Annotated in this window: 14 protein-coding genes; 8 read left to right on the forward strand and 6 right to left on the reverse strand. The window is 66.3% G+C overall.

Annotated elements, in window-relative coordinates:
- Positions 1–18 precede the first annotated feature (18 nt).
- Positions 19–1,578 (reverse strand): ABC transporter substrate-binding protein, encoded by a 1,560-nt coding sequence (locus BMZ21_RS16940; protein ID WP_091836713.1) that lies wholly within the window; start codon positions 1,576–1,578, stop codon positions 19–21.
- Positions 1,579–1,722: 144 nt separating this feature from the next.
- Between BMZ21_RS16940 and BMZ21_RS16945 the strand changes: the two genes are divergently transcribed.
- The 5 genes from BMZ21_RS16945 to BMZ21_RS16965 all read left to right on the forward strand — a co-directional run bounded on the left by BMZ21_RS16945 (position 1,723) and on the right by BMZ21_RS16965 (position 7,495).
- The gene (locus BMZ21_RS16945; RefSeq protein ID WP_091836715.1) at positions 1,723–2,607 is read left to right on the forward strand and encodes a LysR family transcriptional regulator; all 885 of its coding nucleotides are present in this window, start codon (positions 1,723–1,725) and stop codon (positions 2,605–2,607) included.
- A gap of 133 nt (positions 2,608–2,740) precedes the next feature.
- A complete protein-coding gene (locus BMZ21_RS16950) occupies positions 2,741–4,528 on the forward strand; it encodes a peptide ABC transporter substrate-binding protein (RefSeq protein WP_091836717.1) in 1,788 nt (595 codons plus the stop codon).
- 148 nt (positions 4,529–4,676) lie between these two features.
- Entirely contained in the window at positions 4,677–5,636 is a 960-nt protein-coding gene (locus BMZ21_RS16955; RefSeq protein WP_091836719.1) for an ABC transporter permease, read from the forward strand.
- The gene (locus tag BMZ21_RS16960) at positions 5,602–6,546 is read left to right on the forward strand and encodes an ABC transporter permease (RefSeq protein ID WP_091836721.1); all 945 of its coding nucleotides are present in this window, start codon (positions 5,602–5,604) and stop codon (positions 6,544–6,546) included. Before BMZ21_RS16955 ends, BMZ21_RS16960 begins: the two co-directional genes overlap by 35 nt.
- 232 nt (positions 6,547–6,778) lie before the next feature.
- The gene (locus tag BMZ21_RS16965; protein WP_091836723.1) at positions 6,779–7,495 is read left to right on the forward strand and encodes a response regulator; all 717 of its coding nucleotides are present in this window, start codon (positions 6,779–6,781) and stop codon (positions 7,493–7,495) included.
- Here the strand turns inward: BMZ21_RS16965 and rpiB are convergent.
- The 3 genes from rpiB to BMZ21_RS16980 all read right to left on the reverse strand — a co-directional run bounded on the left by rpiB (position 7,492) and on the right by BMZ21_RS16980 (position 11,668).
- A complete protein-coding gene (gene rpiB / locus BMZ21_RS16970; RefSeq protein WP_091836725.1) occupies positions 7,492–7,941 on the reverse strand; it encodes a ribose 5-phosphate isomerase B in 450 nt (149 codons plus the stop codon). The two genes, BMZ21_RS16965 and rpiB, sit on opposite strands and share 4 nt — an antisense overlap.
- A 146-nt stretch (positions 7,942–8,087) precedes the next feature.
- Positions 8,088–10,766: an ATP-binding protein gene (locus tag BMZ21_RS16975; protein WP_091836727.1), complete on the reverse strand. Its 2,679-nt coding sequence runs from the start codon at positions 10,764–10,766 to the stop codon at positions 8,088–8,090.
- Complete coding sequence (locus BMZ21_RS16980; protein ID WP_167561661.1) at positions 10,763–11,668, reverse strand: ABC transporter substrate-binding protein; 906 nt, start codon at positions 11,666–11,668, stop codon at positions 10,763–10,765. The genes BMZ21_RS16975 and BMZ21_RS16980 overlap by 4 nt, the downstream gene beginning before the upstream one ends.
- Positions 11,669–11,801: 133 nt before the next feature.
- On the opposite strand from BMZ21_RS16980, the gene hemC reads away from it, so the two are divergent.
- Positions 11,802–12,947 carry a hydroxymethylbilane synthase gene (hemC, locus tag BMZ21_RS16985; RefSeq protein WP_244543881.1) on the forward strand — a complete coding sequence of 382 codons (1,146 nt, stop codon included), beginning with the start codon at positions 11,802–11,804 and terminating at the stop codon, positions 12,945–12,947.
- 34 nt (positions 12,948–12,981) lie between these two features.
- Here hemC and BMZ21_RS16990 read toward each other — a convergent pair whose 3' ends face one another.
- On the reverse strand, positions 12,982–14,286 hold the full coding sequence (locus tag BMZ21_RS16990; RefSeq protein ID WP_167561662.1) for an aspartate aminotransferase family protein: 1,305 nt from the start codon (positions 14,284–14,286) through the stop codon (positions 12,982–12,984).
- A gap of 156 nt (positions 14,287–14,442) precedes the next feature.
- Here BMZ21_RS16990 and BMZ21_RS16995 point away from each other — a divergent pair, with 156 nt between their 5' ends.
- Positions 14,443–15,255 carry a GntR family transcriptional regulator gene (locus BMZ21_RS16995; protein ID WP_091836735.1) on the forward strand — a complete coding sequence of 271 codons (813 nt, stop codon included), beginning with the start codon at positions 14,443–14,445 and terminating at the stop codon, positions 15,253–15,255.
- Positions 15,256–15,278: 23 nt separating this feature from the next.
- On the opposite strand, the gene BMZ21_RS17000 is transcribed toward BMZ21_RS16995, so the two are convergent.
- Positions 15,279–16,829 (reverse strand): aldehyde dehydrogenase, encoded by a 1,551-nt coding sequence (locus tag BMZ21_RS17000; protein ID WP_091836736.1) that lies wholly within the window; start codon positions 16,827–16,829, stop codon positions 15,279–15,281.
- Positions 16,830–17,005: 176 nt separating this feature from the next.
- Between BMZ21_RS17000 and BMZ21_RS17005 the strand changes: the two genes are divergently transcribed.
- Positions 17,006–18,043 (forward strand): ABC transporter substrate-binding protein, encoded by a 1,038-nt coding sequence (locus BMZ21_RS17005; protein WP_158673557.1) that lies wholly within the window; start codon positions 17,006–17,008, stop codon positions 18,041–18,043.
- Position 18,044: the final 1 nt, after the last annotated feature.

Here is an 18,044-nt window from a genome sequence, read left to right on the forward strand (position 1 = left end):
CTCTAATCCGTGGTCGCGTTAGACCTTGACCTCGCCGGGCGCGATGGTCAGGCCCTGGTTGACCTTCACATCCTGCAGAGCCTGCCGCCACAGGTTGGAAGCGTGGACATAGCCGAGCACGCCGAGCGGCGCGTCGCGGGCGGCCAGCGCCTGCAGCTTGCCGTATAGCTCCTTGAGCTTGGTTTCGTCGGTCTCGGCGAAGGCTGCCGCCAGCGTCTGGTTGAACTCGGGATTGTTGTAGCCGGTGCTCTTGGACAGCACCTGCTCCGGCGTCAGGCAGACCTGCATGATGTAGCTCGGCTCGCCCGGCGACATGAAGACCTGCAGCGCCGCCTGGTGTTCGCCGCGGATCGCCTGCTGGATCAGCACCGAGAACTCGTAGACCTTGAGATTGACCTTGATCCCGATCTTGGCGAGCTGCGCCTGTACGAAGATCGCCGCATCCTTGGTGTCGAGCAGGTAGGGCTCGGCCTGGATGCTCAGGTCGAACTCGGCGCCCGAAGCGTATTTCGATTTGGCGAGCAGCGCTTTCGCCTTGTCGAGATCGAAGCCGAGCTCCTTGTCCGCCTCGGCATTGAACCACCAGCCGCGGGGCGGCGCCGGCACGGACGAGGGATCGAGCAGCCCGTAATAGACCTTCTCGCCGATCGTCTTGCGGTCGATCGCGGCGGAAACCGCCTTGCGGAAGTTCACGTCGTCGAAGGGCGCCTTCAGATTGTTGGTGTACATCAGCAGCGCGCCGCCCAGCGTCGGGCGCGAGGCGCCGGTGATGCCCGGCATCGTCTTCAGCCGGTTGAACTCGCGCGGCGGCGGCGCACTGATCAAATCGACCTGGCCGGTGAGGAGGTAGGCGACGCGGGTCGCGTCCTCCGGGATCATCTTGACGACGAGCCGGTCCCAGTGCGGCAGGCCCTTGCGCCAGTAGTTCGGGTTCTTCCTGAAGCTGATATAGTCGTTCGGCTTCCACTCCTCGAAGACGCCGAAGCCAGTGCCGACACCGGCGGGACGCGACTTGAAATAGTCGTCGCCATGCTCCTTGCGCGAGCCTGCGGGGTAGATGCCCATGTATTTGGTCAGGAAATAGAGCCAGGGGCCGTAAGGCTCGGAGAGCTCGAACTGGACCTTGAGCGGATCCAGTACCGCGACCTTGGTGATGCGGGTGAAGAGTGAGCGGCGTGCTGCCTTGTTGGCGGGGTCGAGCAGGTAGTCGAAGGAGTACTTCACGTCCTCCGCGGTCATCTTCTTGCCGTTGTGGAAGGTGACGTCGTCGCGCAATTCGAAGGTGTAGGTCTTCTTGTCGGCCGAGATCACCGGCAGGGCCTTGGCGAGCTGCGGCTTCAGCACGCCGTCGACATCGTATTCGACCAGGTTCTCGAACACGGCCTGGCCAAGCACCATGGCGTCGTGATTGAGCTGGTTTATCGGATCGATGGTGATCGGATTGCTCGGCAGGACGACGGTCAGCGTCTTGCCATTGTTCGGTTGGGCGTGGAGCAGGCTCGCGGGCAAGAGGCCGCCCAGGGCGCCGCCTGCTGCAGCTGCGAGAAACGCACGGCGATTTGTCGGCACGGTCAGCATCGGAGCTCCCCTGTTTTCTTGGCAATGCCTTGGCGGCGCCGGAGACCGGCGCCGCGCCGAACATGAGAAAGCTAGAGCGCCGGGGCGGCGATTAAAAATAAGAAGTGCTTGCCGCTCGATTGCCTCAGGCTATCGTCTCAGGCGATGCGCTATACCTTCGGTCAAGCGGAAGCGTTCTATTGGGTGGCCCGGCTCGGCGGGTTCCGCGCCGCCGCCCTGCATCTCAACCTGTCGCAACCGACGGTCAGCCTGCGGATCAAGGAGCTCGAGCGCATCCTTGACGGCGAGCTCTTCGACCGCTCGCTCTATCGCCCGGTGCCGACGACGCTCGGCAATGCGATCTATGCCGATGTCGAGCGCATGCTGGCCCATGCCGAGCAGGTGCAGCGCCACAGCAAGGACGGCCTCCGCGGCAGGAGCCTGCTGCGCATCGGCGCTGCCGATTCCTTCGCCGCCGCCATCCTGCCGGAGCTGCTCGCCCAGCTGGCGCGCCGCCATGCCGAATTACAGGTCGACGTCACCGTCGACTTCAGCACGAAGCTCGAACAGCTCCTGCTCGATCGCTCGATCGACATCGCCTTCCTCTCGCAGCCGCGTGCCCATGAAGGGATCACCATCGTCCCGCTCTGGCTGATCGATCTCGTCTGGGTGGTGGGCGAAGGCCTGGCATTCACGGGCAGCGTTGCGACGCCGGAGAACCTGGTAGACCTGCCGATCTTCACCAACAGCTCACCATCGGGCCTGTTCACCACGATACAGATGTGGTTCGGCGCACATGGCCTGAAGCCGCGCCGCCTCAACACCTGCAATCCGCTGACCGTGATCGCCCGCCTCGCCAGCGCCGGCACCGGCGCGGCGATGATCCCGCGCGAGATGATCCACCTCTCCGGCGAGAAGCTGGCGCTGCGCGTGCTCGAAGCCGATCCGCCGATCCCTTCGCACAATCTTTGCGCTATGTGGTGGAACAACGAATCCGCCGACGAGTGCGGTTATCTCGCCAATCTCGCTCGCGAAATCGCGACCGCCTGACGCTGGGACATGCCCCTTATCCAGGCGGAATGCCGGATTTGCGGCCAAAACAGGGCATAGCCCCCGAGCCGAGCATGCATTAGGCTGCCCTCCAGGCCATCTCATAATAGGCCGGCTAGAACAGGGGAATATGATGGACGAGCGTACGCTGAGCAGCTTGATCGAGAACGTGAAGGACGGCGCGATCTCCCGCCGCTCCTTCATTCGCAGACTGGCTGCCGTCGGCATCACGGCGCCGATCGCTTCGCAGATCCTGGCCTGGAACGACGTCGCCATGGCGCAGGCGTCGCTGCAGTACAAGCCGACCAAGGCCGGCGGCGGCGGGCCGCTGAAGATCCTGCTCTGGCAGGCGCCGACGCTGCTCAACCCGCACTTCGCCAGCGGCACCAAGGACCAGATCGCCGGGCGCATCTTCTTCGAGCCGCTCGCCGGCTGGGACAAGGACGGCAACCTCACCCCGCAGCTCGCCGCCGAAGTGCCGAGCCGGGCCAATGGCGGCCTCTCCGAAGACGGCAAGGTCGTGACCTGGAAGCTGAAGCAGGGCGTCAAATGGCATGACGGCAAGCCGTTCACCGCCGACGACGTCGTCTTCACCTGGGAATATGCCGCCGATCCGGCGACAGCCGCCTACACCACCGGCTCCTACACCAACATCAAGGTCGAAAAGGTCGACGACCACACCGTCAAGGTCATCTTCAAGGAGCCGACGCCGTTCTGGGCCGATCCCTTCGTCGGCGTCGTCGGCCAGATCCTGCCGAAGCACCATTTCGGCGACTACAAGGGTGCCAAATCGCGCGAGGCCCCGGCCAATCTCAAGCCGGTCGGCACCGGTCCGTACAAGTTCGTCGACTTCAAGCCGGGCGATATCCTGACCGGCGCGCGCAACGAGGATTACCACGTCAAGAACCAGCCGCATTTCGACACGATCGAAGTCAAGGGCGGCGGCGATGCGGTCTCGGCGGCGCGGGCCGTCCTGCAGACCGGCGAGTTCGACTACGCCTGGAACCTGCAGGTCGAGGACGAGGTGCTGAAGAAGATGGAGACCGGCGGCCGCGGCAAGGTCAGCGCGGTCGCCTCGGGCGACATCGAGTTCATCATCCTCAACACCACCGATCCGTGGACCGAGGTCGACGGCGAGCGCTCCAGCGTCAAGACCAAGCACCCGACCCTGTCGGATCCCAAGGTGCGCGAGGCGATCAATCTGCTGATCGACCGCGATTCGATCCAGAAGTTCATCTACGGCCGCGGCGGCACCGCAACGGCGAGCTTCGTCAACGAGCCCAAGCAGTTCAAGTCGCAGAAGCTGAAATACGAGTTCAACGTCGACAAGGCCAACAAGATCCTCGACGACGCCGGCTACAAGAAGGGCTCGGACGGCATCCGCGAGAAGGACGGCAAGAAGCTCAAATACGTCTACCAGACCTCGATCAACGCCCCGCGCCAGAAGACGCAGGCGATCATCAAGCAGGCCTGCCAGAAGGTCGGCATCGACCTGGAGCTGAAGTCGGTGACGGCATCGGTGTTCTTCTCCTCCGACGTCGCCAATCCCGACACCTACACCAAGCTCTATGTCGACATGGAGATGTATACGACGACACAGCCGCAGCCCGATCCGGAGCGTTTCCTCAACCAGTTCGTCTCGTGGGAGATCGCCAACAAGGAGAACAAGTGGCTGGGCCGGAACGTCTCGCGCTATTCGGATCCTGCGGCCGACGAGGCCTACAAGGCCGCCCAGAAGGAGCTCGATCCGGCCAAGCGCGCCGCGCTCCTGATCAAGGTCAATGAGATCTTCTGTGAAGCCAATGTGATCCTGCCGCTGCTTTCGCGCACCCGCGTCGCCGCCTCGGTGACCAATCTGATGCACGACCATAGCGGCTGGGACGTCGACACCTGGAACGTCGCTGCCTGGTATCGCAGCTGAGGCTGGCTAAGCCGCTCGCGGACGACCGATACCGTCCGCGAGCGGCTTCTTGCCGCTTCCCCGCGAGCCGCCTCCGGCCCGGTGACGTCTCGTTGCCATCAGCCCGTGCGGCTCGCTTTAGCGACACCCCGCTTCACGGGAATTCTTGATGGCGACCTATCTTCTGCGGCGATTGCTGATCGCCATACCGAGCCTGCTCGGCATCAGCCTGATCCTGTTCACGGTCCTGGCACTGGCGCCGGGCGACCCGTTCTCGGAGATGGCGACCAACCCCAATGTCCCGCCCGAGGTCCGCGAGGCGCTGCGCGCCAGCTTCGGCCTGAACGACCCGATCATGGTGCGCTATCTGCGCTGGCTTTCGGCCATGGCGCAGGGCGACTGGGGCTTCTCCTTCGCCAGCCGCATCGATGTCGACACCCTGATCATGCAGCGCGTGCCGACCACGCTCTTCGTCGTCGGCACCTCGCAGATCCTGGCGCTGTGCATCGCGCTGCCGGTTGGGATCTACGCGGCGACGCGGCCCTATTCGGTCTTCGACCAGATCGCCAACACGCTCGCCTTCGTCGGCTTCTCGCTGCCGACCTTCTTCACCGGCCTGCTCCTGATCCTGCTGTTCTCGATCAAGCTCGACTGGTTCCCCTTCGTCTATCGCTCCGACATCGCTGCCAGCGGCTGGCGCTGGTATTGGGAGATGTTCCGTCAGGCGATCATGCCGATCACGGTACTCGGCCTGTTCCAGGCTGCGTCGTATACCCGCTATGTCCGCTCGGCCGTGCTCGACGTGATCCGGCTCGACTATGTCACGACGGCCCGCGCCAAGGGCCTGAGCGAGAAGCGGGTCACGCTGCGGCACATCACCCGCAACGCGCTGATCCCGGTCGTGACGCTCGTCGCCCTGCAGATGCCGGCGGTCTTCGGCGGCGCCATCGTCACCGAGCAGATCTTCCGGATCCCCGGCATCGGCTCGCTGCTGATCGACGCGATCCTCGCCAACGACACCCCCGTGATCATGGCCGTGACCTTCGTCTTCGCCTGCCTGGTCGTCCTCTTCAACCTCATTGCGGACCTGCTCTATGGCTGGCTCGACCCTCGCATCTCCTTCGGCTGACCCGGCCGTGGCCGCAGTGGCCGCCGCGACCGTATCGGTCTCGCCCGGCCGCGAAACCTGGCGGCGTTTCCGCCGCCACAAGCTCGCCATGGCGAGCACTCTCATCCTGGCGCTGCTGATCCTCGGCGTGGTCGTCGGTCCCTGGGTGTGGACCATCCCGATCAACGACATCGACTTTTCGGCGACGTTGCAGGGCCCGTCGCTGGCGCATCCCTTCGGCACCGACGATCTTGGCCAGGATATCCTGGCGCGGATGATGTATGGCGGCCGCATCTCGCTCGCCGTCGGCCTCGCCGCCATGGTGGTCGCGACCACCGTCGGCGTCGTCATCGGCGCTCTCGCCGGCATGTCGCGCAAGATCGCCGACCCCGTGCTGATGTGGGTGACGGACCTGTTCCTGTCGCTGCCGCAGCTGCCGCTGCTGCTGCTGGTGATCTACCTGTTCCGCGAGCAGCTCAAGGCGGTGTTCGGCGTCGAAGGCGGCGTCTTCATCCTGATCGTCGTCGTCATCGGCGGCCTGCGCTGGATGCCGGTCGCCCGTTTGGTCCGTGCGCAGTTCCTCTCGCTGCGCGAAAAGGAGTTCGTCGAGGCCGCCAAGGCCCAGGGCGCCACCAAGCTCCGGCAGATGACGCGCCACATCCTGCCCAACGCGCTCGGGCCCGTCATCGTCGCGTCGACGATCGAGGTCTCCTCTGCGATCATCGCGGAGTCCACGCTCTCCTTCCTCGGCCTCGGCTTTCCGCCGGATATCCCGACCTGGGGGCGCCTGCTCTTCGACGCCAAGGACCACCTCGATACCGCCCCGCACTGGGCGCTGTTTCCTGGCGCGGCGATCTTCCTGACCGTGCTGTCAATCAACTTCATCGGCGACGGCCTGCGCGACGCGCTCGACCCGCGCCGCGTGATCTGAACGCGCTATACGACAACGCCAGGCCGGCAGCCCGGCCTGGCAGCATATGACCTCATCTCCTCGGCAGCTCGCTGATGGAACTGACGGTGGATAGCCGGTCGGCCTTTGACCGCGCGGTGAACAGCCGTCAACATCCGCAGGCTCGACCGCTTGCGGGGTACCCGTCCCTGTAGAATCGTCCGCTCGGCCGAATCGTGCCGGAATCGGAGCGCCGACAGGCGAAGCAGAGCTGATGGATGCGACCTTCCGCGACCGGCTCGTCATCGTCGAGGACGACCCGGTCACCCGCGCGGTCATCGCCGGCTATTTCACCGATCAGGGCTTCCAGGTCGAGGAAGCCGAGACCATCGCCCAGGCCAGGCAGGCGGTGCGGCGCTTCAGGCCGGACCTGGTCTTCATCGATGTCGTCCTGCCGGACGGCGACGGCCTGGAGCTCGCCCGGGAACTCCAATCGGCCTCCGATGCCGGCATCATTTTCGTGACAAGGCGCGACGCCGATGTCGATCGCATCGTCGGGCTCGAGCTCGCCGGCGATCACTATGTCAGCAAGCCGGTCGACCTGCGCGACCTGCTTGCCAGGGCCCGTTCCCTGCTGCGCCGCCGCCGGACCGAGCGTGACGCGGCGCGCCGCAACACCGTGGCGCTCTTTGGACCCTTCACGATCGACCTGCTGCGCCGCGAGCTCGCGATGAACAACGGCGAGCCCATGCGCCTGACCCGCGGCGAGTTCGATCTCTTGGCCGCGCTCATCGAGAGCAATGGCCATCCTCTCAGCCGCGACTATCTGATCGAGGTCATCAGCAACCGCTTCACCGATGTCGACGCACGCAGCGTCGATGCTCTGGTCGCACGTCTGCGCAAGAAGCTCGGGGACACCGACAAATCGGGGATCATCGCGACCGTCAGCGGCAAGGGCTACAAGATCGGCGTCCCCGTCGAGCGCATTTAGCCCTCCAGCGCCCCGATCATCTCCACCCGCGTCGCATGCCGGCCACCCTCGAACCCGGCGCTCAGGAACGCATCGACGATGTCGAGCGCCAGCCCTTCACCGACGACCCGCGCACCGATCGACAGCATGTTGGCGTCGTTGTGCTGACGGATCATGCGGGCTGAGAACGTCTCGGCGCAGACCCCGCAGCGAATGCCCTTGACCTTGTTCGCCGCCATCATGATGCCCTGCCCGGTGCCGCACAGGATGATGCCGAGCCGGCAATCGCCGGAGGCGACGAGCCGTGCCGCAGCTTCGCCATGCTTGGGGTAAGGCGTGCTCTCCGGCGTCGTCGGCCCGATATCGACCACAGCCCAGCCCTGCGCCGCGACATGGGCGGCGATGGCCTGGCGGAGCGGAATGGCGGCATGGTCACTGGAGAGGACGATGCGGTTGCTGGCTGTCATGGCGAAGTCGTCCCTTTTCCCGAGGCCGCCTGGCGGCCTGGCCAGGTTGGATCAGGCGCGTCTTGTCTCGCCCGCATCTTGTCTCGTCAATACCTTGGACCTTCGCGGACCGGCCAGATCGTAAAAGCACCCGAGGCTATCTGGCCTCACACCGCGTCGGCGGTCGCCGGTGCCTCCTCCAGTCCGGCCAAGGCATCCAGGGCGTCGCTGCGGGCCAGCCCGAGCGCTTCGACCGCAGCCGTGAGCGCTTCCCGGTCGGCTTTCGCCGCATCGCGTTCGAGCGCGCTTGCGAGCGCAAGGACCTGCCCGAGCCCGACCGCCCCGGCCGAGCTCCCCAATTGATGGGCCAGCCGCTTCAACTCGCTGCGGTCCAACATCGGCAGGGCGGCCTGCATCTGGGTCAGGATCGTCCCGGACACGGTCGCGAACAGCAGCACGAGCTGCCGTGTGCGCTCATGGCCGATCAGGCGGCGCTGAGTCCCGAAGAAGGCCGCATCGACAGGCTGGTCCGCCGAAAGTGCCACGACCTTGCTCCGGCCACCGCGGCTGCTGCCGCGCCCGATCACCTGCAGCAAAGCGGCGGAGGTGATTGGCTTCGACAGGATCGTGGTCAATCCCGCCGCACGCATGCGCCGCATCGTCTCCGGCGAGACATCGGCCGTCAGCGCGACAATGCGCGGCTGCGCGATGCCGGTGATCTCGCGGATCGCCAGTGTGGTCTCGATGCCATCGATCCCGGTCATGTGCATGTCGAGCAGCACGAGATCGAAGGACCGCCGGCGCAGCGTCTTCAGCGCGGCCTCGCCGGAAGCCGCGGCCTGCACCTTGTGGCCGGCCTTGCCGACCATGAGCCGCGCGACCTCCCGCGTGACCGGATCGTCGTCGACCACGAGAATCGTCTGCAACTGCCCCGTCGCCACCTCGCCCGGCCGGGCGGCAGCCTTGGCCGCCGTTACCGGCAGCCTGACGGAGAAGGTGCTGCCCTGACCTCTGGCGCTGACGACGGAGATCGAGCCGCCCATGAGCTCGGCCAGCTTGCTGCAAATCGCCAGGCCGAGACCGACGCCACCATTGCGCCGCCCGGTTTCCGGATCGACCTGCACGAAATCCTGGAAGATCTGCGGTTGCATGACCGGATCGATGCCGATGCCGGTATCGCGAACCGTCAAGGTCAGCTCGAGGCCTTTCCCCGCCGAGGCGCGCTGCAAGTCGGCCCCGAGCTCCACCTTGCCCGCTTCGGTGAAGCTGATCGCATTGCGCAGCAGGTTGACCAGGATCCGGTGGATCTTGCCGGCATCGCCGTGCAGGCGCAGCCCTTCGGGCGGCGAGCGCAGCGTCAGGACAAGACCCTTCTGCTCGGCGGGCGGGCGCATCAGTGCCACTGCTGCGCCAAGGAGGGGGCCGAGGTCGAAGTCACGCCGATCGAGCCCTTCGGTCCCGGCCTCCAGCCGCGACAGGTCGAGCGTCGCATTGGCAAGGTCGACCAGCGCCTCGCCCGAGGTCGCGGCCATGGCGACGAGGCGGCGGTCGCGCTGGCTCATGCGGCGGCGGTCGATCAGTTCGAGAACGCCGAGCACGCCGGCGAGCGGCGTGCGGATATCATGCCCGACCACCGCCAGGAACCTGGACTTGGCCCGCGTCGCCTCCTCCGCCGCCTTCTGCCCGGCAGAGGCCAGCCGCAGCGCCTGCTCCAGGGCCGCAGTGCGCTCGGCGACCTTGTCCTCCAATACGGCACGGCTTTCCGCCAGCTGCCCCGCCATCACGTTGAACTGCTCGCCCAGCTCCTGCAGTTCGTCGCCCGTGCGGATCGCGATCCGCGCCTCGAGCTCGCCGCGGCCGATGCGTGCGGCCCCCTCTCCGAGCGCCTTGATCGGCGCGACCAGCCTGCGGCTGAGCATGATGCCGGCCAGCACCGCGACCAGCAGGGCGACGAGCAGCACCGTGAGCGAGCGCAGGATCGACGCATGGATCGGCGCGAAGGCTTCGCTCTCCGGCAGGTCGATCACCACGTTCCAGTCGAGGGCTGGAACCGGCGCCATCACCGACAGGACACGCCGGCCTTCGATATCCGTCACCGAAAGCCCGGCTCTGGCCGCTCCGGCTGCCTCATGCGCGCTCACGAGCGCGGCGAGATTCGTGTTGCGCAGCACGAAACGCAGGTCGGGATGAGCGATCAGGCGCCCTGAGCGAGTGACGATATAGGCGCGGCCGGCCTCGCCGACCTTGAGGCGGGAGACCAGCTCCCGGATGAACACGAGATTGACGGTGGCCCGCGCAACCCAGTGCGGAGGCGACGACGCCCGCTTGAGCAGCACCATGTGCGGTTCCGAGCCGCGGCGGAATTCGACCTCGCTGTAAAAGCTGCCCTGTCGCAGCGCAAGCTGGAAGCCGGGATCGGCCGACCAGTCGGTGCCGCCATCCGCCCGGTCGCGTGCATAGCGCGACAACAGGAGCTGCTCGCGCCCGACCGGGTCGATCTGGCGCAGCTCGAGCACGGCAGGCACCTGCCGCATCAACCGCAGGCCATCGAGCCGGCGCTCCTCCGGCGAATTGCTGCTGGCGCCGCTTTGGGAGGCCCAGTCGAGATGCCCCATGATGTCGGCGACGAAAGCGCCGATCCTCTGGGCCGCCGCCCTGGCCTGCTCCTCCTGGACCCGGACCAGCAGGGCCCGCTGGTCCGAGAAGGCGAAGAAGGTCGCGATCGCCGTGTTGAGCCCGAGGGCAAGGCAGATCGCAAGGCCGACGAACAGCGCATATTTGCGGGCGAGCTCGCCGCGCCAGCGTGGCGTACCGTGCTGCTCCGCCGAACGATCCTGCTGCGTCACGACAAGATCCGTTGCGCCCGGATCCGCAGCGAGGCCGGCAGGCTCAAGCCCAGGGCCGCCGCGGCTTTCTCGTTGATGACGAGCTCGAAACTGCGCGAGAACTGCACCGGAAGCTCGGCGACGTCGGCTCCGCGCAGGATGAGGTCGACATAGGAGGCGATCATCTCGGACGTCTCTTCGCGCGCGCCGGCATAGGACATCAAACCGCCCTGCTGGGTGAAGGCGTCGAACGGATAAACGGCGGGCAGGGCGAGGCGCGCGGCAGCGGCGGCACAGATCGCGGCATTGCGGAACGTGAAGCTGTCCGGCAGGAAGACCAGGCCGCCGCCGGCTCCCTTGCCGGCAAAGCCCGCGATCTGCCTGTCGATCCCGGACGGTTCGGTCACGTGGACCGTCTCGAAGACTGGCCCGCCCGCCGGCGTCGTCGCCTGCAGCCGGGCGAGATAAGTCGCGCCGGCCGCCGGCGTCGAGTGAGGATTGAAGACCACCCCGATGCGCCGCGTCGCCGGCGCGATCTCGGTCAGGAGCTCGACCCACTTCTCCGACATGGCGGGGTCGTTGTTGCTGAAGCCCGTCGCGTTTCCATCGGGGCGTTCGAGCGAGCGCACGAAGCCGCTGCCGACCGGATCGGAGGCTGTGGAGAACAGCACCGGGATCCGCCGTGTCTTCGCCAGCACGGCGGCAGTCTCAGTGCTGGAGCCGACGATGATGATGTCCGGATTGCCGGCAACCACTTCGGCCGCGGCGCGGGCAAGGTCTGCCTCGCTCGCCCCTGAGACCTTGCTGCTGACCTGCAGATTCTTGCCGTCGATCCAGCCTCGCTCGGCCAGCATCCGATAGAGCTCGGCCATGCGCGCGCTCACGACGGGATGGTCGAGCGGCAGCCCGATCAGCAGGGCCACCCTCTTCGGTGGCTCCTCCGAGCGCGCCGAGACGGCAAGACCGCATGATGCCAGGGCAACCAGGAAGGAGCGGCGACGCATGCGGCGAACCAGGTGAAGGAAGGAGCCGGCCGCTCCCTGAGGGATAATTTGCATGCTGCGCCCGTTCGCGTCGAGGGGAGATGCGGCGGAGGGATGGGAGCGGCCTTTCCCGGCATTTTCAGCGCGCGCGGCATCGGAAAAGCGCCTTGCGAGCGCTCCCGAGCCGGCGAATCTGCCGCACTTTCACTCCGGGATCGCACCTGCTAGACGGTGCGCGATCGCGCGTGCACGGCGCAAACAGGTTACACGAATTATGCTTCTTCGCGTTGGCACCCGCCGCAGTCCCCTTGCCATGACGCAAACCAACTTTGTAATTGGTTCAATTCGGGCATTGTATCCGCATATCGAATTCGAGATCTGCCCGATTTCGACCGTCGCCGATCGCGACAGGGTCTCCGAGTTCCATCAGTTCGGCATGATCGGCGTCTTCACCACCGAGCATGAGGAGCAGTTGCTCCGCAAGGAAGTCGATTTCGTCGTCCACTCCCTCAAGGATCTGCCGACCCTCCTTCGCGACGGACTCGTTCTGGCGTCGGTGCCCAAGCGCGAGGATCCGCGCGATGTCCTGTGCGGCTCGGTGCTCGAAGAGCTGCCGGAAGGCGCGCGGGTCGGAACCGGCTCGCTGCGCCGCCGCGCGCAGATCCTGAGCCTGCGGCCCGACGTCACCGTCGTCCCCATCCGCGGCAATATCGGCCCGCGCCTCGCCAAGATCGAGGGGGACGATGCGCTCGATGCCGTCATCCTGGCCCATGCCGGGCTGGAGCGCCTCGGCCTCGGTGCCCGCTCTTCGGAATTTCTCGATCCGGTCGCATTTCCCTATGCGGTCGGCCAGGGGGCGCTGGGCATCGAGGCGCGCGGCGAAGATACCGAGCTGGTCGAGATCCTGCGCTCGATCGAGTGCCGCAAGACCAGGGCCGAGGTCGATGCCGAGCGCGAGATGATGCATGCGCTCGGGGCCGGCTGCAGCCTGCCCGTCGGCGCCGTCTGCAACTGGCAGGACGAGCGGCTGAGCCTGCAGGCACAGATCACCTCGCTCGACGGCCATGAGCGGGTCGTCGCGACGCAGGACGAGCCGGGAGAGCAGGCGAAGGAACTCGGCCTCGCCGTCGCCGAGACGCTGAAGATCCGCGGCGGCGAGAAGATCCTGCAGTCGAGCTACCGGGAATACTGCAGCCACTTCAAGATGCTGCAGTCCTGAGGCGGCGGCGGCGCCCGGCCGAACACGCTGTGCTTCACGCCGTCGTCGATCGCGCCATCGTCTCCATCGCCACCGCGATCGCCGCTTCCGTCGCCTCGATATCGGCGAGGCTATGGGCGGATGACAGGTAGCAGAGACCGCGCGGCAGGGTCATCACCCCCTGTCTGAGCAGGGCACCGGTGAAGACCAGCGTCTTGTCCTTGTCGACCTTCGCCGTGTCGCGCAGCGTCTCGACCGGCCCGTTGGCGGCAAAGATCTGAAAGGCCGCCCCGGCCTGGCGCGCCCGGACCGGAACGCCGCGACGCACGGCCTCATCGTTCAGGAAACCGCATAGCTGCGCCGCGAATCCCTCCATGCGCGGATAGATTTCCCCGCGCTCGGCCTGCAGCACCTTCAGGCAGGCGATCGCCGCCGCTACCGAGAGCGGATTGCCGTTGAAGGTGCCGCGATGCATCAGCCGGCCGCTCGACAGGATCTCCATCGCTGCGCGGCTGCCCGAGACCGCGCTGATCGGCAGGCCGGCGCCGAGCGCCTTGCCCAGCACGCTGAGATCCGGCGTGACGCCATAGCGTTCCTGCGCGCCGCCGAGGGCGAGGCGGAAGCCGGTGATCACCTCGTCGAAGATCAGCAGCGCGCCGCAACGCTGCGTCGCCGTCCGCACGCGCTCCAGGAAGCCGGCAGGCGGCTCGAAGCAGCCGCCATTGATCGCGGCAGGCTCGACGATGACGGCAGCGAAACTGGCATCGAGCACCGCCTCGACCTGCCCGGCATCGCCCCAATCCAGCAGCGTCACGCTCTGCGCCGCCTGCGGGTCCTGGCCAAGCGCCGAGGCGCCGTCCTGCCCGATCGCATTGCCGACATGGATCCCGTCGGCCCAGCCATGATAATTGGCCCGGAACTTGATGATCTTGACGCGGCCCGTCGCAGCACGCGCGACGCGCAGGGCGAGCTGGATCGCCTCGGTGCCGGTGCTGACGAAGCTGGTCTGCTCGGCTGATGGCACGCAAGCCGCGATCAGCTCGGCCAGCTCCGCCTCGCCGCGATGTACGCTCGCGGTCCGCAAGCCACGGCCGAGCTCGTCCTGGATGGCCGCGATCACTGACGGAGGTGTATGGCCGAGGATCAGCGGGCCGTAGCCGAGCGCGTAGTCGATGTAGCGGTTGCCGTCGACGTCGACGACATGGGCGCCCTCGCCGCGCTCGACCGCAATTGCCACCGGGTTCTGCGTCGCACGCGGGGTCGAGGAGACGCCATAGGCGAGATGGGACAGCGCGCTCTTGCGATGCGCATAGGAGCCGGCGAAGCGCTGGCGGTCTGCGGCGTCGAGGCTATCACTCATCGCATCTCTCATAGGCGTCGACTGGGCGTCAAAGACAGCCGAATAAGTATCAATGATATAAATATAATACAACATACTTCCGCGAGCAGCGGCCTGATTGGTATTCCAGACCATACATGCTAGCGATTCCCCACGACGAATCCGGGAAGGCAATCCATGGCGAGACCGCAGACGGGTACGGCGGCTGAGCGGCCTTCGTCGGAACGGGACGTCATCCCGCTCTATCACCGCGTCTACGTCATGCTGCTCCAGAAGATCATGGACGGCTCCTACCCGCAGGGCTCCCCGATCCCGAGCGAGGACGACCTCGCCGAGACCTTCAGCGTGTCGCGGGTCACGATCCGCAAGGCGATGGAGAGGCTGGAGCGCGAGGGGCGCGTCCTGCGCCAGCGCGGTCGCGGCACCTTTCCGCTGACGCCGGCGAACGAGCTGGGCGAGCCCGCGAGCCAGCTGCTCAACAACCAGATATCGCTCGCCCGCAAGACGAAGGTCGCCTTGCTGGCCTATGATTTCGTCCGGCCCTCGCCCTTGCTTGCCCAGACCTTCGAGATCGCCGACGGCATGGAACTCCTGCGGATCGAGCGCGTCCGCAGCGACGAGCGCTCACCGATCTCGCACACGCTCTGCTACCTCCCCGCCGACCTCGCTCCGCTCGTGCCGCGCACCGCGATCTCGTCGCTGCCGGTCTCCGCCACGCTCGCCGCCGCGGGCGTCAAGCTCGCCCGGTTCGAGGAGAAGATCACCGCCGTGCTCGCCGATTCCGATGTGGCGCCGCATCTCGACGTCGCGATCGGCACGCCACTGGTGGCGATGACCCGCCATGTCCGCGACGAGAACGCGCGCCTGATCGAATTGCTGCAGGCGCTCTACCGGCCCGACCGCTACGAATACCGCGTGCAGTACTCGATCGACGGCCAGAACCTGGGCACGCCCTGGAAGGCGATGATCACCGACAGCGGCGTCGCTTAGGACGCCGCTTCCGTGCTGGCGCTTCAGCGCCGGATGAACGGGTTCGGGATGTCCGTCGCCGTCGAGATCCAGACGCTCTTGGTCTCCATGTACTCGCGGATGCCGGCGATGCCGCCCTCGCGCCCGACGCCGCTCATCTTGAAGCCGCCGAAAGGCGAGGTCGTGCTGGTCGAGCGGTAGTTGTTGACCCAGACCGTGCCGGCGCGGACACGGTTCGCCATGGTCAGCGCCCGGCGCATCGACTGCGTCCAGATGCCCGCAGCCAAGCCGAACTGCGTGTCGTTGGCGATGCGGACCGCCTCGTCCTCGTCCTTGAAGCGGATCACCGACAGCACCGGGCCGAACACCTCCTCCTGGGCGATGCGCATGCTGTTCTTCACGTCGACGAAGATGGTCGGCTTGAAGAACAGCCCCTTCGGATAACCGGGCACCGACGCCGGCTCGCCACCGGCGACGAGGCGCGCGCCCTCGGACTTGGCGATCTCGACATAGGACTTGATCTTCTCGAGCTGCGGCCTGGTCGAGATCGGCGCGACCTGCGTTGCCGGATCGGAGGGATGGCCGAACCTGACATCGGCGATGAAGGCTTTCAGCCGCTCGACGAAGGCGTCGTGGATCGTGTCCTGCACCAGCAGGCGCGAGCCGGCGACGCAGGTCTGGCCCGAGGCCGCAAAGATGCCGGCGACCGCGCCTTTGATCGCCTGGTCGAGCTCGGCGTCGTCGAAGACGATGTTCGGCGACTTGCCGCCGAGCTCCAGCGTCACTCGCTTCATATGGCGGGCGGCCTTCTCGTTGATCATCCGCCCGGCTTCGGGCCCGCCGGTGAAGGCGATGCGCTCGACCAGCTTGTGGCTGATCAGCGCGTCGCCGACCTCGGCGCCATAGCCGGTGATGACGTTGACGACGCCCTTGGGGAAGCCGGCCGCCTCGACCAGCTTGACGAATTCGAGCAGCGAGGCCGAGGTGAACTCCGACGGCTTCAGCACGACGGTGCAGCCGGCCGCCAGGGCCGGCGCCAGTTTGAGGCTGGTCAGCGGCAGCGGCGAGTTCCACGGCATGATGCAGGCGACGACGCCGATCGGCTCCGGCCTGGTGTAGTTGAACACGCCCGGCTTGTCGGTCGGGATCACCGTGCCTTCGATCTTATCGGCCAGCCCGCCATAGTAGTAATAATAGTTCGCCATGTAGCGCATCTGCATCGAGAGCTCGGCGAAGAGCTTGCCGTTGTCGCGCATCTCGACCCGCGCCAGCCAATCGGCGTTCTCGGTGATGAGGTCGCCGAGCTTGCGCATCAGCGCGCCGCGCCCCGAAGCCGATAGCGCCGGCCAGGCTCCTTCCGAGAAGGCGCGATGCGCCGCAGTGACCGCCCGCTCGACATCGGCGGCATCGCCGCGCGCCACCCAGGCCCAGTCCTCGCCTGTCACGGGGTCCGACGTCTCCAGCCACGCATTGCTCGCCGGATCGACGAAAGCCCCGTCGATATAGTGCTGATAGCGATAGCGCTGGTCCGAATCCTGCTGGGTCGGGCGGATCGCCGGCGAGATCGGATCGAGCGAGAGCGTGGCTGCGGTCATCGGAGGTCCCTGGAGAGCACGGCGTCGGGTAGCCGTTGACAGATATGTATCATCATCATATCAAAAATACCAATACGCTTGTCACGTGGGTGGCAGGCGGCTTGACGCGGCAGCCGGACTGCCGTCGATGACCGTCGAAGCCCGGGCTTGATATCCATAAGAACGAGGGGATGAGCATGAAGACGACGAGATTTGCCTGCGCGGGGCTGTTCGCGCTCGGACTGGCCTCGGCAGCGGCTCCTGCCCAGGCACGCGACCTGATGGTCGTCGGCTTCGGGGGCGGTTTTCAGGACAATGCCCGCAAGCACCTGTTCCAGGGCTATGCGACGGAAAAGGGCGTCAAGGTCGCCGACGACGTCTACAATGGCGAGATGGCCAAGATCTATTCGATGGTGAAGTCGAACGACGTCACCTACGACGTGATCATGGTCGAGGCGCCCGAGCTCGCCCGCGGCTGCGAGGACGGCGTCTTCGAGAAGCTCGACTGGAGCGTCATCGACCAGAAGAAGTTCATCCCCGGCGGCACCACCGCCTGCGGTGCCGGCGCCGTCGGCTGGGGCGTCAGCCTGTTCTACGACCAGGCCAGGAATCCCACCGGCCCGGCGAACTATGCCGAGCTCTGGGACGTCCAGAAATTCCCAGGCAAGCGCTCGCTCCGTTCCGGCGCCAAGATGACGCTCGAGATCGCCCTGATCGCCGACGGCGTGCCGGCCGCGGATGTCTACAAGGTACTGGCCACGCCGGACGGGCAGAAGCGCGCCTTCGCCAAGCTCGACCAGATCAAGCCGCATGTCGTCTGGTGGAAGTCGGGCACGCAGCCGCTCCAGCTGGTCGGCTCGGGCGAGGCCGCCTATGCCGTCGGCTATGTCGGGCGCACGATCCGCGCCAATGAGGGCGGCGCCAAGTACCCGGTGCAATGGAACACGCTGCTGTTCTCGTTCGACTACTGGACGGTGGTGCGCAACTCGCCGAACAAGGCCGAGGGCATGAAGCTGATCAGCTACATGACCGACGAGAAGCCGCTGACCAACCTGGCGCAGGACTGGGCGGTGTCGCCGGCCAACGCCGCCGTCGCCAACAACCCCGAGATCATCAAGAAGAACCCCGGCATGGTCGCCAACCACGCCAAGGAAGGGCTCTTCATCAACACCGAGTTCTGGGTCGAGCACGGTGAGGACCTCGAGGCCCGCTTCAACGCCTGGCTGGCGAAGTAAG

Origin of the sequence: Allobosea lupini (assembly GCF_900109525.1) — a bacterium.
GTDB classification, from domain to species: Bacteria; Pseudomonadota; Alphaproteobacteria; order Rhizobiales; family Beijerinckiaceae; genus Allobosea; species Allobosea lupini.